This is a genomic window from Escherichia sp. KTE31 (assembly GCF_000407925.1).
GTDB lineage: Bacteria > Pseudomonadota > Gammaproteobacteria > Enterobacterales > Enterobacteriaceae > Escherichia > Escherichia ruysiae.
This window is the reverse complement of the sequence record NZ_KE136726.1, coordinates 101,252-114,380: the sequence shown is the minus strand read 5'-3', so window position 1 is coordinate 114,380 and position 13,129 is coordinate 101,252. Positions and strand designations below refer to the sequence as shown.

Genomic DNA, 13,129 nt, shown 5'->3' with positions numbered 1-13,129 from the left:
CGGTTCGTCAAAGTAACAGGATCAGATATGCGTAATAGCCATAACATTACACTAACAAATAGTGAAAGCCTTACTGAGGATGAAGAAACCACATGGTCGCTGCCAGGTGCTGTGGTCGGTTTTGTCTCCTGGCTGTGTGCGCTGGCGATACCGATGTTGATTTATGGCTCTAACACGCTGTTCTTCTTTATCTATACCTGGCCTTTCTTTCTGGCGCTGATGCCCGTCGCGGTGGTGGTGGGTATTGCGCTGCATTCATTGATGGACGGAAAGCTACGCTACAGTATTGTTTTCACCCTGGTGACTGTCGTCATTATGTTTGGTGCGCTGTTTATGTGGTTGCTGGGCTAATTTGTTCTTTCCCGTCTACTCTGTTCATAATTCAAACCGTAACCAATAATGAGATTATGTTCTGCACGCCCTGGGTATACGTAACAATGGACAAATGTGGTACATTTGCCCGCGTTGTCGCGGTATCCCCAACAGAGGATGTAGAGTCGTCTTCGGATGCATGGGATGAAGATGCCGTTTTTCAGGGGGCAGGATGGGTAAACTAACGCTGCTGTTGCTGGCTATTCTGGTCTGGCTACAGTATTCGCTGTGGTTCGGTAAGAACGGTATACATGACTATACCCGCGTCAATAATGATGTGGCGGCACAGCAAGCTACAAACGCAAAACTTAAAGCGCGAAACGATCAGCTTTTTGCCGAAATTGACGATCTCAATGGCGGTCAGGAGGCGCTCGAAGAGCGAGCGCGTAATGAACTCAGCATGACCAGGCCGGGCGAAACTTTTTATCGTCTGGTGCCTGACGCGTCGAAACGCGCACAGTCTGCGGGGCAAAACAATCGATAAATCAGCCCAGGAATTAACATGGCAACCACTCATTTGGATGTTTGCGCCGTGGTTCCGGCGGCCGGATTTGGCCGCCGAATGCAAACGGAATGTCCTAAGCAATATCTCTCAATCGGTAATCAAACCATTCTTGAACACTCGGTACATGCGCTGCTGGCGCATCCCCGGGTGTCGCGTGTCGTCATTGCTATAAGCCCTGGCGATAGTCGTTTTGCACAACTTCCTCTGGCAAATCATCCGCAAATCACCGTTGTTGACGGTGGTGAAGAGCGTGCTAATTCCGTGCTGGCGGGTCTGAAAGCCGCAGGTGACGCGCAGTGGGTGTTGGTGCATGACGCCGCTCGCCCTTGTCTGCATCAGGATGATCTTGCGCGTCTGTTAACTCTGAGCGAAACCAGCCGCACGGGGGGCATTCTCGCTGCGCCGGTACGCGATACCATGAAACGCGCCGAACCGGGCAAAAATGCGATTGCTCATACCGTTGATCGCAACGGTTTATGGCACGCGCTGACGCCGCAATTTTTTCCTCGTGAGCTGTTACATGACTGCCTGACGCGTGCTTTAAATGAAGGCGCTACCATTACCGATGAAGCCTCGGCGCTGGAATACTGCGGTTTTCATCCACAGCTGGTCGAAGGCCGTGCAGATAACATTAAAGTCACGCGCCCGGAAGATTTGGCGCTTGCCGAATTTTACCTCACCCGAACCATCCATCAGGAGAATACATAATGCGAATTGGACACGGTTTTGACGTACACGCCTTTGGCGGCGAAGGCCCAATTATCATTGGTGGCGTGCGCATTCCTTACGAAAAAGGGCTGTTGGCGCATTCTGATGGCGACGTGGCGTTACATGCGCTTACCGATGCATTGCTTGGTGCAGCGGCGCTGGGGGATATCGGCAAGCTGTTCCCGGATACCGATCCGGCATTTAAAGGAGCAGACAGCCGCGAGCTGCTGCGTGAAGCCTGGCGACGCATTCAGGCGAAGGGGTATACCCTCGGAAACGTCGATGTCACTATCATCGCTCAGGCACCGAAAATGCTGCCGCACATTCCACAAATGCGCGTGTTTATTGCTGAAGATCTCGGCTGCCATATGGATGATGTTAACGTGAAAGCCACTACTACGGAAAAACTCGGATTTACCGGCCGTGGGGAAGGGATTGCCTGTGAAGCGGTGGCGCTACTCATTAAGGCAACAAAATGATTGAGTTTGATAATCTCACTTACCTCCACGGTAAACCGCAAGGCACCGGGCTGCTGAAAGCCAACCCGGAAGATTTTGTGGTGGTGGAAGATTTAGGCTTTGAGCCTGATGGTGAAGGTGAGCATATTCTGGTGCGCATTCTTAAAAACGGCTGCAATACCCGTTTTGTGGCTGACGCGCTGGCGAAATTCCTGAAAATCCATGCGCGTGAAGTCAGCTTCGCCGGGCAGAAAGACAAACATGCAGTGACGGAACAGTGGTTATGCGCTCGCGTTCCGGGCAAAGAGATGCCCGATCTGAGCGCCTTTCAACTGGAAGGTTGCCAGGTGCTGGAGTATGCGCGCCACAAGCGTAAACTGCGTTTAGGGGCGCTGAAAGGCAACGCCTTTACCCTGGTGCTGCGAGAAGTGAGCAATCGCGATGACGTTGAACAGCGACTGATCGATATTTGCGTGAAAGGTGTACCGAACTACTTTGGCGCGCAGCGTTTCGGTATTGGCGGTAGTAACCTGCAGGGCGCGCTGCGCTGGGCGCAAACCAATACTCCGGTACGCGATCGCAATAAACGCAGTTTTTGGTTGTCGGCAGCACGTAGTGCGTTGTTTAATCAGATTGTTGCTGAGCGCCTCAAAAAAGCAGAAGTTAATCAAGTTGTTGACGGCGATGCGCTACAATTAGCCGGGCGCGGCAGTTGGTTTGTTGCAACTAACGAAGAACTGGCGGAATTACAGCGTCGCGTCAACGATAAAGAGCTGATGATTACCGCAGCTTTGCCCGGTAGCGGCGAGTGGGGAACCCAACGTGAGGCGCTGGCATTCGAACAAGCAGCCGTGGCCGAAGAAACTGAATTACAAGCTTTACTGCTGCGCGAAAAAGTTGAAGCCGCGCGCAGAGCGATGCTGTTATATCCGCAACAATTAAGCTGGAACTGGTGGGATGACGTCACCGTAGAAATCCGTTTCTGGCTTCCGGCGGGAAGTTTTGCGACCAGCGTTGTCAGGGAACTTATCAACACAACAGGTGATTATGCGCATATTGCTGAGTAATGATGACGGGGTACATGCACCCGGTATACAAACGCTGGCGAAATCCTTGCGTGAGTTTGCTGATGTTCAGGTGGTCGCCCCGGATCGTAACCGCAGCGGCGCTTCAAATTCCCTGACGCTGGAATCCTCCCTGCGTACGTTTACCTTTGAAAATGGTGATATCGCTGTGCAAATGGGAACCCCGACTGACTGCGTCTATCTTGGCGTGAACGCACTGATGCGTCCACGTCCGGATATTGTAGTTTCGGGCATTAACGCCGGGCCCAATCTGGGGGATGATGTTATCTATTCCGGTACGGTAGCCGCTGCGATGGAAGGCCGTCATTTAGGTTTTCCGGCGCTGGCTGTTTCGCTTGACGGGCATAAACATTATGACACTGCGGCGGCGGTAACCTGTTCCATTTTGCGCGCACTGTGTAAAGAGCCGCTGCGCACCGGGCGCATTCTCAATATTAATGTTCCAGATTTACCACTGGATCAAATCAAAGGTATTCGCGTGACGCGCTGCGGTACGCGACATCCGGCAGATCAGGTGATCCCGCAGCAAGATCCACGCGGCAATACGCTGTACTGGATTGGCCCACCGGGCGGTAAGTGCGATGCTGGTCCGGGAACCGATTTTGCTGCGGTAGATGAGGGATATGTCTCCATCACGCCGCTGCATGTGGATTTAACGGCGCATAGCGCGCAAGATGTGGTTTCAGACTGGTTAAACAGCGTGGGAGTTGGCACGCAATGGTAAGCAGACGCGTACAAGCACTTCTGGATCAGTTACGTGCGCAAGGTATTCAGGATGAGCAGGTGCTGAATGCACTCGCCGCCGTGCCGCGTGAAAAATTCATTGATGAAGCGTTTGAACAAAAGGCCTGGGACAATATCGCGTTGCCGATAGGTCAGGGGCAGACAATTTCGCAGCCGTATATGGTGGCGCGAATGACCGAATTACTTGAACTGACGCCGCAGTCGCGGGTGCTGGAAATCGGCACCGGTTCGGGATATCAAACGGCAATCCTGGCGCATCTTGTCCAGCATGTATGTTCGGTCGAACGGATTAAAAGCTTGCAGTGGCAGGCGCGTCGTCGCCTGAAAAATCTTGATTTACATAATGTTTCAACCCGTCACGGCGATGGATGGCAAGGTTGGCAAGCACGTGCGCCGTTTGACGCTATCATTGTAACGGCAGCACCGCCTGAAATTCCTACTGCGCTAATGACGCAACTGGATGAAGGCGGGATTCTCGTCTTGCCGGTCGGGGAAGAGCACCAGTATTTGAAACGGGTGCGTCGCCGTGGGGGCGAATTTATTATCGATACCGTAGAGGCCGTGCGCTTTGTCCCCTTAGTGAAGGGGGAGCTGGCTTAAAGTGCGAGAGAATACCTGGAATTTTCCTGGTTATTTTGCAGCAAGTCAGCGTATCGTGAACATCTTTTCCAGTGTTCAGTAGGGTGCCTTGCACGGTAATTATGTCACTGGTTATTAATCAATTTTTCCTGGGGGATAAATGAGCGCGGGAAGCCCAAAATTCACCGTTCGCCGTATTGCGGCTTTGTCACTGGTTTCGCTATGGCTGGCTGGCTGTTCTGACACATCGAATCCACCGGCACCAGTTAGTTCCGTTAATGGCAATGCGCCGGCAAATACCAATTCAGGTATGCTGATTACGCCGCCGCCGAAAATGGGAACGACATCTACAGCGCAGCAACCGCAAATTCAGCCGGTACAGCAGCCACAAATTCAATCTACGCAACAACCACAAATCCAGCCGGTACAGCCTGTCGCTCAGCAACCGGTGCAAATGGAAAATGGGCGTATCGTCTACAACCGTCAGTACGGGAATATTCCGAAAGGCAGTTATAGCGGCAGTACCTATACCGTGAAAAAAGGCGACACACTTTTCTATATCGCCTGGATCACCGGCAACGATTTCCGTGACCTCGCTCAGCGCAATAATATTCAGGCACCATACGCGTTGAACGTCGGTCAGACCTTGCAGGTTGGCAACGCCTCCGGTACGCCGATTACTGGCGGAAATGCCATTACCCAGGCGGATGCAGCAGAGCAAGGAGTTGTGATCAAGCCTGCACAAAATTCCACCGTTGCTGTTGCGTCGAAACCGACAATTACGTATTCTGAGTCTTCGGGTGAACAGAGTGCTAACAAAATGTTGCCGAACAACAAGCCAACTGCGACCACGGTCACAGCGCCTGTAACGGTGCCAACAGCAAGCACAACCGAGCCGACTGTCAGCAGTACATCGACCAGTACGCCTATCTCCACCTGGCGCTGGCCAACTGAGGGCAAAGTGATTGAAACCTTTGGCGCTTCTGAGGGGGGCAACAAGGGAATTGATATCGCAGGTAGCAAAGGACAGGCAATTACCGCGACCGCAGATGGCCGCGTTGTTTATGCCGGTAATGCGCTGCGCGGTTACGGTAATCTGATTATCATCAAACATAATGATGATTACCTGAGTGCCTACGCCCATAACGACACAATGCTGGTCCGGGAACAACAAGAAGTGAAGGCGGGGCAAAAAATAGCAACCATGGGTAGCACCGGAACCAGTTCAACACGATTGCATTTTGAAATTCGTTACAAGGGGAAATCCGTAAACCCGCTGCGTTATTTACCGCAGCGATAATTCGGCGGAACCAGGCTGTTGCTTGAGCGTTCCGTCAAGGGATCACGGGTAGGAGCCACCTTATGAGTCAGAATACGCTGAAAGTTCATGATTTAAATGAAGATGCGGAATTTGATGAGAACGGAGTTGAGGTTTTTGACGAAAAGGCCTTAGTAGAAGAGGAACCCAGTGATAACGATTTGGCCGAAGAGGAACTGTTATCGCAGGGTGCCACACAGCGTGTGTTGGACGCGACTCAGCTTTACCTTGGTGAGATTGGTTATTCGCCACTGTTAACGGCCGAAGAAGAAGTTTATTTTGCGCGTCGCGCACTGCGTGGAGATGTTGCCTCCCGCCGCCGGATGATTGAGAGTAACTTACGTCTGGTGGTAAAAATTGCCCGCCGTTATGGCAATCGTGGTCTGGCTTTGCTGGATCTTATCGAAGAGGGCAACCTGGGGCTGATCCGCGCGGTTGAGAAGTTTGACCCGGAACGTGGTTTCCGCTTCTCAACATACGCAACATGGTGGATTCGTCAGACGATCGAACGGGCGATTATGAATCAAACCCGTACTATTCGTTTGCCGATTCACATCGTAAAGGAGCTGAACGTTTACCTGCGAACCGCACGTGAGTTGTCCCATAAGCTGGATCACGAACCGAGTGCGGAAGAGATCGCAGAGCAACTGGATAAACCAGTTGATGACGTCAGCCGTATGCTTCGTCTTAACGAGCGCATTACCTCGGTAGACACCCCTCTGGGTGGTGATTCCGAAAAAGCGTTGCTGGACATTCTGGCCGATGAAAAAGAGAACGGTCCGGAAGACACCACGCAAGATGACGATATGAAACAGAGCATCGTCAAATGGCTGTTCGAGCTGAACGCCAAACAGCGTGAAGTGCTGGCACGTCGATTCGGTTTGCTGGGGTACGAAGCGGCAACACTGGAAGATGTAGGTCGTGAAATTGGCCTCACTCGTGAACGTGTTCGCCAGATTCAGGTTGAAGGCCTGCGCCGTCTGCGTGAGATTTTGCAGACTCAGGGGCTGAATATCGAGGCGCTGTTCCGCGAATAAGCAAGCATCTATCAGAAAGGCCAGTCTCAAGTGAGGCTGGCCTTTTTCTTTTATATCATCCGTCTTGAATAGCGTTGATGGTGACGCCGGCTTCTGACAGTAAACTGGTGTGCGAAACCCGATGTCTTTATGAAGAAATTCATGACCGATATTGGCAATAGCGGATCTGAACCAGAGCTGATCCTTATCCTGACTGGATTAACTATTTAATTTTATAAAACGATAACCGTCCGCTTTTCGGCGATCCGGTATCAATATAAATCTGGTTAGCGAATGTCTGAATGTTATCAAACATCATATGTCCAAATATAAAATAATCAGCACCGTTTATTTTTTGTAACTCGCCATTAAGAGACTTCTGCACGCGATCAACAGGCCAGAGTAATTCGCTTTCCGCGATTTCTTTGCCAAATTGATATTCATTACCCGGATAATCTGCATGTGCGATGACATATTTTATAATATCGTTACTCAATTCGATAATATGCGGGAGATGATGAAATCTCAGCAACAGATCTATTGCTTCTTTTTGCTCTGAATCATTTAAATCAAAAAACCAGTCGCCGCCGCTGGCTAACCACATATTGCCATCACCGGTTGCGAATGCATCAAGCGCCATCGCTTCGTGGTTGCCTTTCACGGAGGTAAACCAGGGCTGGTTTAACAGGCGTAGCACGTTAAGACTTTCCGACCCACGATCAATATTATCGCCTGTGGAAATAAGTAAGTCTGTTTCGTGACAAAAAGATAATTCATGCAAACGGGATTGTAATAATTGATAGTCACCATGAATATCACCAACAGCCCATATATGGCGGTAGTGATGAGCATCAATTTTTTGATAGCGTGTTGATGGCATGATTTTACCCTGTAAAATAATCTCTACTATTATACAGGGTATTTTTATTAGATTCGTCAGTTGTCGTTAATATTCCCGATAGTAAAAGGCTATCGGGAATTATTTTTACACCAGACTCTTCAACCGATAAATCCACTCCAGCGCCTGACGCGGAGTCAGAGAATCTGGATCGAGATTTTCCAGTGCTTCGACCGCTGGCGAGGTTTCTTCCGGCACAGAAAGTAGCGACATTTGCGTACCATCTACCTGTGTAGCGGCAGCATTCGGCGAAATGCTTTCCAGCTCACGCAGTTTCTGTCGCGCACGTTTGATCACCTCTTTCGGTACACCTGCCAGCGCAGCAACCGCCAGACCGTAGCTCTTACTCGCCGCGCCGTCCTGTACGCTGTGCATAAAGGCGATAGTGTCTCCGTGCTCTAGCGCATCGAGATGCACGTTGGCGACGCCTTCCATTTTCTCCGGCAGTTGAGTCAGCTCGAAGTAATGGGTAGCAAACAGCGTCAACGCTTTAATTTTATTCGCCAGATTTTCCGCACATGCCCACGCCAGCGATAGGCCATCGTAAGTGGACGTCCCGCGCCCAATCTCATCCATCAACACCAGACTGTACTCGGTGGCGTTATGCAGAATATTAGCGGTTTCGGTCATCTCCACCATAAAGGTTGAACGTCCGGAAGCCAGATCATCCGCTGCGCCAACACGGGTGAATATGCGATCGATCGGTCCAATCTCGACTTTTTGTGCCGGTACGTAACTGCCAATATACGCCATCAGCGCAATCAACGCGGTCTGGCGCATATAGGTACTTTTACCACCCATGTTCGGACCGGTGATGATCAACATGCGACGCTGAGGCGACAGATTTAGCGGGTTAGCGATAAACGGCTCATTCAGCACCTGTTCAACCACCGGATGGCGACCTTCGGTAATGCGAATGCCGGGTTTATCGATAAAGGTCGGGCAGGTGTAGTTCAGGGTATATGCGCGTTCCGCCAGATTTACCAGTACGTCCAGTTCTGCCAGCGCGCTCGCACTCTGTTGTAACGCTTCCAGATGCGGCAACAGCAGGTCGAACAGCTCCTCATAAAGCTGTTTTTCCAGCGTCAGTGCTTTACCTTTTGAAGTCAGTACTTTGTCTTCGTACTCTTTCAGCTCAGGAATAATGTAACGTTCGGCGTTTTTCAGCGTCTGGCGGCGCATATAGTTGATTGGCGCCAGATGGCTTTGCCCACGGCTGATTTGAATGTAGTAGCCGTGCACCGCATTAAAGCCGACTTTCAGCGTGTCCAGACCGGTACGTTCACGCTCGCGGATTTCCAGACGCTCCAGATAATCGGTCGCACCGTCAGCCAGCGCACGCCACTCATCCAGTTCTTCGTTATAGCCTGGAGCGATGACGCCACCGTCGCGTACCAGCACTGGCGGTGTCTCGATAATTGCCCGCTCCAGCAGGTCACGCAGCTCGGTAAACTCGCCCATTTTCTCACGCAGCGCCTGTACTGGTGCGCTATCGATATTTTCTAACTGTGCGCGCAGTTCCGGCAGTTGCTGGAAGGCATGACGCATACGAGCCAGATCGCGCGGGCGAGCAGTGCGTAACGCCAGGCGTGCCAGAATACGCTCCAGATCGCCGACCTGCCGTAGTACCGGCTGTAACTCGGCGGTGAAATCCTGCAATGCGCCAATAGTTTGCTGACGCTCAAGCAACACACGGGTGTCGCGCACCGGCATATGCAGCCAGCGTTTCAGCATACGGCTACCCATCGGTGTGACGGTGCAATCGAGCACGGAAGCCAATGTATTTTCCGCACCGCCCGCCAGATTCTGGGTAATTTCCAGGTTACGACGTGTCGCAGCATCCATAATGATGCTGTCCTGCTCACGTTCCATAGTGATAGAACGAATATGCGGCAGGGTCGTGCGTTGGGTATCTTTCGCATACTGTAACAGGCAACCGGCAGCACAAAGCCCGCGAGGCGCGTTCTCGACGCCAAAACCGACAAGATCGCGGGTGCCAAATTGCAGGTTCAACTGCTGGCGCGCGGTGTCGATTTCAAACTCCCACAGCGGACGACGGCGCAGGCCGCGACGACCTTCAATTAACGACATCTCGGCGAAATCTTCTGCATAAAGCAGTTCCGCCGGATTGGTGCGTTGCAGTTCTGCCGCCATCGTTTCGCGGTCAGCCGGTTCGCTCAGACGAAAACGACCGGAACTGATATCCAGCGTCGCGTAACCGAAACCTTTGCTGTCCTGCCAGATAGCCGCCAGTAGGTTGTCCTGACGCTCCTGCAACAGGGCTTCATCGCTGATAGTGCCCGGCGTAACGATACGGACAACTTTGCGCTCAACCGGCCCTTTGCTGGTGGCCGGATCGCCGATTTGTTCACAAATCGCAACCGACTCACCTTGATTCACTAGTTTGGCGAGATAGTTTTCCACTGCATGGTAGGGAATACCCGCCATCGGGATCGGCTCGCCCGCAGATGCGCCGCGTTTAGTCAGTGAAATATCCAGCAGCTGCGACGCTCGTTTTGCGTCGTCATAAAACAGCTCGTAAAAGTCACCCATCCGGTAGAACAGCAGGATCTCAGGATGTTGGGCTTTCAGCTTGAGATACTGCTGCATCATCGGAGTATGGGCGTCGAAATTTTCTATTACACTCATGGAGTTAGATCCGGTTCCCTGATGTTAAATGTAGTGTGATGGTTTTTATTTTCGTTGTAATCACATAAGGCGCACATGATACCGGAGTTAATCATTTCAGGGGAAGACGCGAAAGGTGAGTTCTTGATGTCGGTTCCGGTAAAAATGCTGTTTTGCAGCGTTTGCTTGTTGACTGTGAAGAAGGGGCGCAACATTGCCTGATTGAAGAAATCTCCTCCTTCAGAGCCATAGTCCCCTTTAAATTTAAGTTGTAATATAAATGCACCTTAAGAGTATGGAGGCAGCATGTCCGGCAAGCGTATCTCTCGTGAAAAACTGACGATTAAAAGAATGATCGATCTTTATCAAGCGCAATGCCCGCAGGCGTCAGCGGAGCCGGGGCATTACGATGCGCTGTTTGCTTACGCGCAAAAGCGGTTGGATAAATGTGTGTTTGGCGAAGAGAAACCGGCCTGTAAGCAGTGTCCGGTTCACTGTTATCAGCCTGCGAAGCGTGAAGAGATGAAGCAGATTATGCGTTGGGCAGGGCCGCGAATGCTGTGGCGTCATCCGATCTTAACCGTGCGTCATCTGATTGATGATAAGCGTCCAGTGCCGGAATTGCCGGAAAAATATCGCCCGAAGAAACCACGTGAATAGCGTGCCGGATAGATCTTCCTGTCCGGCACTCCAGACGATTAAACCAACGCCGCTTTATCAATTCCCAGCCGTTTCATCCGTGACAGCAGGGTCGTGCGTTTTAGCCCCAGACGTTGCGCAGCGCCTTTCGGACCCGCGACTACGCCGTTCGTCTCTTTTAATACGCGAACAATCAGTTGATATTCATCTTCGCCTTCCTGAGCGACGACCGTTGCAGCAGGCGGCGTTTCAGGTTCTGGCAGTGAGATATCGGGTAAAGAGAGTTGTAGAACATTACCGCGAGTCAGCAGTACCGCACGCTCAATAACATTTTCCAGTTCGCGCACGTTACCCGGCCATTCCATGTTGCTCAATATGCGCAGCGTCTCGGCAGGAATGCTGTCGATATTGCGCCCCAGTCGGCGGGCAATTTTGAAGGTAAAGGCTTTCGCCAGCAGCGGAATATCTTCCGGGCGCTCGCGTAACGGCGGCAGGTGGATCGGGAAGACGTTCAGGCGGTAATAGAGATCGCTACGGAACTCGCGGTCGGCGACCATTTTTTTCAGATCGCGATTAGTTGCGGCGATTAAACGCACGTCTGTCTGAATGATTTTGTTGCTGCCGAGGCGTTCAAACTCCTGCTCCTGCAATACGCGCAGCAACTTCGGCTGTAACTCCAGTGGCATATCACCCACTTCATCGAGGAACAGCGAGCTTTTATCCGCCAGTTCAAAACGACCGATGCGCTGGGCGCTGGCACCAGTAAAGGCACCACGTTCATGACCAAACAGATCGCTTTCCAGTAATCCGGCAGGCATCGCCGCGCAGTTCATTTTCACCATGCGACGATTGTTACGCCCACTCAGATTGTGAATTGCGCGGGCGATTAGCTCTTTTCCTGTGCCAGTTTCACCAAGAATGAGTACGGTACTGTCGCTTTGCGCCACCATCTCAACCTGTTTGAGCACGCTGTACATGCTTTCGCTGCGACCAATAATCTCGCCAAACTCACTATCCACATTGTTGAGTTGTTCAGTCAGGGCGAGGTTTTCATCAACCAGCCGCTCTTTCAGACGGTGGATTTCCTGGTAGGCGAGGGCATTATCGACGGCGATTGCCACTCGTTCGGCAATCTGGCGCAGCAAACTCAGGTTGGTGGTGGTAAACGTTTTCTCTTCGCACTGTGCCAGTTTCAGCACGCCCAGCATGGTATTGCCAGACATCAACGGCAGCAGGCACAGCGTCTGGATCTGGTTGCCCCAGGTATCAAACAACATGCGTTCGTAGGGGGCTAAATCATCCCGCTCGTGGAGATTAATCAGCAGCATCTCTTTGCTTTTAAATACGCGCTCGGTGAGGGTTCCGGCCTCATCAACTTCACTCTGTTCGTGAGTGGGATGCTGTTTATCAAGATAGTGAGTGGAATAGACGTTGAGTTTGTTTTTGCGGTGGCTACGTAAAACGATACTGATATCGTCGATATCGAAGTAGTAGTGGATCTCTTTCGCCACTTCGCTGACCAGTTCGTCCATATCCAGGCGGGAGAGTACCGCATTGGTGATGGCGACCAGAATGCGGAAGTTATCCCGTTCCCGACATAACAGTTCGTAGTCGACATTGTTGATGATGCGGCTCTGAATTTGCTCGGTGACAACAGAAACAATCTGCGTAAAGGTTTGCAGGCGATTGAACTCTTTTTCGCTCCACGGGCGATCGTCATAACGAATAAATTCACAGCCGCCAAAAATATGTCCTTCCGCTGCCTGTGGCATCAGGCAATAGTGACCAAATTTAGGGTATAGCCCGCTTGTGGCCAGTTGCGGCCAGGTTTCACAAAATTCTTCGTAGCTGCAATGCAGCGTATCAGGACGCGACAAAATGCTACGCACCGGCCCATGCGCCAGAACGGTTTCGTCTTCGTATTTTATGGGGGTATCTTTGTCACGCGACGCGTAATAAGTCGCACGTTGAGTCTGCGCTTGCCACAACACAATCGCCGCGTTGTCGGCGAGCGCAGAACGCTTTACCAGTTGCGAAAGAGCCTCACACAGCGAGGCCAGATCGGGCTGCTGCAATAGTGTCCGAGTGATGTCGAACAACCCTTGTTGCCCGAGATCACTCATCGGTGTATACGACATGTTGTTCTTCCAGGAAAGCACCGCTAAGCGGTGCAAAAGGT

Annotated in this window: 13 protein-coding genes; 10 read left to right on the top strand and 3 right to left on the bottom strand. The window is 51.6% G+C overall.

Annotation, left to right across the window (positions count from 1 at the left end; translation table 11 throughout):
* Positions 1–27: 27 nt before the first annotated feature.
* From WES_RS04955 to rpoS, 9 genes are all read left to right on the top strand, one after another.
* Positions 28–351, top strand: a complete 324-nt coding sequence (locus WES_RS04955) for a DUF3561 family protein (protein ID WP_016159614.1) — start codon at positions 28–30, stop codon at positions 349–351.
* A gap of 193 nt (positions 352–544) precedes the next feature.
* Entirely contained in the window at positions 545–856 is a 312-nt protein-coding gene (ftsB, locus tag WES_RS04960; RefSeq protein WP_000517479.1) for a cell division protein FtsB, read from the top strand.
* Positions 857–874: 18 nt separating this feature from the next.
* Entirely contained in the window at positions 875–1,585 is a 711-nt protein-coding gene (ispD, locus tag WES_RS04965) for a 2-C-methyl-D-erythritol 4-phosphate cytidylyltransferase (protein ID WP_000246151.1), read from the top strand.
* Complete coding sequence (ispF, locus tag WES_RS04970) at positions 1,585–2,064, top strand: 2-C-methyl-D-erythritol 2,4-cyclodiphosphate synthase (protein ID WP_001219242.1); 480 nt, start codon at positions 1,585–1,587, stop codon at positions 2,062–2,064. The genes ispD and ispF overlap by 1 nt, the downstream gene beginning before the upstream one ends.
* On the top strand, positions 2,061–3,110 hold the full coding sequence (truD, locus tag WES_RS04975) for a tRNA pseudouridine(13) synthase TruD (RefSeq protein ID WP_000568938.1): 1,050 nt from the start codon (positions 2,061–2,063) through the stop codon (positions 3,108–3,110). Before ispF ends, truD begins: the two co-directional genes overlap by 4 nt.
* On the top strand, positions 3,091–3,852 hold the full coding sequence (gene surE, locus WES_RS04980; RefSeq protein ID WP_016159613.1) for a 5'/3'-nucleotidase SurE: 762 nt from the start codon (positions 3,091–3,093) through the stop codon (positions 3,850–3,852). The genes truD and surE overlap by 20 nt, the downstream gene beginning before the upstream one ends.
* A complete protein-coding gene (gene pcm, locus WES_RS04985) occupies positions 3,846–4,472 on the top strand; it encodes a protein-L-isoaspartate O-methyltransferase (protein WP_000254704.1) in 627 nt (208 codons plus the stop codon). Before surE ends, pcm begins: the two co-directional genes overlap by 7 nt.
* Positions 4,473–4,611: 139 nt before the next feature.
* A complete protein-coding gene (gene nlpD, locus WES_RS04990; RefSeq protein WP_001272603.1) occupies positions 4,612–5,751 on the top strand; it encodes a murein hydrolase activator NlpD in 1,140 nt (379 codons plus the stop codon).
* Between the two features lie 62 nt (positions 5,752–5,813).
* Positions 5,814–6,806 (top strand): RNA polymerase sigma factor RpoS, encoded by a 993-nt coding sequence (gene rpoS, locus WES_RS04995; protein WP_000081550.1) that lies wholly within the window; start codon positions 5,814–5,816, stop codon positions 6,804–6,806.
* Positions 6,807–7,008: 202 nt separating this feature from the next.
* Here the strand turns inward: rpoS and pphB are convergent, their stop codons facing one another.
* Together pphB and mutS are read right to left on the bottom strand one after the other, a co-directional pair.
* The gene (gene pphB / locus WES_RS05000; RefSeq protein ID WP_016159612.1) at positions 7,009–7,665 is read right to left on the bottom strand and encodes a protein-serine/threonine phosphatase; all 657 of its coding nucleotides are present in this window, start codon (positions 7,663–7,665) and stop codon (positions 7,009–7,011) included.
* A 105-nt stretch (positions 7,666–7,770) separates the two neighbouring features.
* Positions 7,771–10,332, bottom strand: a complete 2,562-nt coding sequence (gene mutS / locus WES_RS05005) for a DNA mismatch repair protein MutS (protein ID WP_016159611.1) — start codon at positions 10,330–10,332, stop codon at positions 7,771–7,773.
* A 285-nt stretch (positions 10,333–10,617) separates the two neighbouring features.
* Here mutS and WES_RS05010 point away from each other — a divergent pair, with 285 nt between their 5' ends.
* On the top strand, positions 10,618–10,971 hold the full coding sequence (locus tag WES_RS05010) for a nitrous oxide-stimulated promoter family protein (RefSeq protein ID WP_000015504.1): 354 nt from the start codon (positions 10,618–10,620) through the stop codon (positions 10,969–10,971).
* 38 nt (positions 10,972–11,009) lie between these two features.
* On the opposite strand, the gene flhA is transcribed toward WES_RS05010, so the two are convergent.
* Entirely contained in the window at positions 11,010–13,088 is a 2,079-nt protein-coding gene (gene flhA / locus WES_RS05015; protein WP_016159610.1) for a formate hydrogenlyase transcriptional activator FlhA, read from the bottom strand.
* Positions 13,089–13,129: the final 41 nt, after the last annotated feature.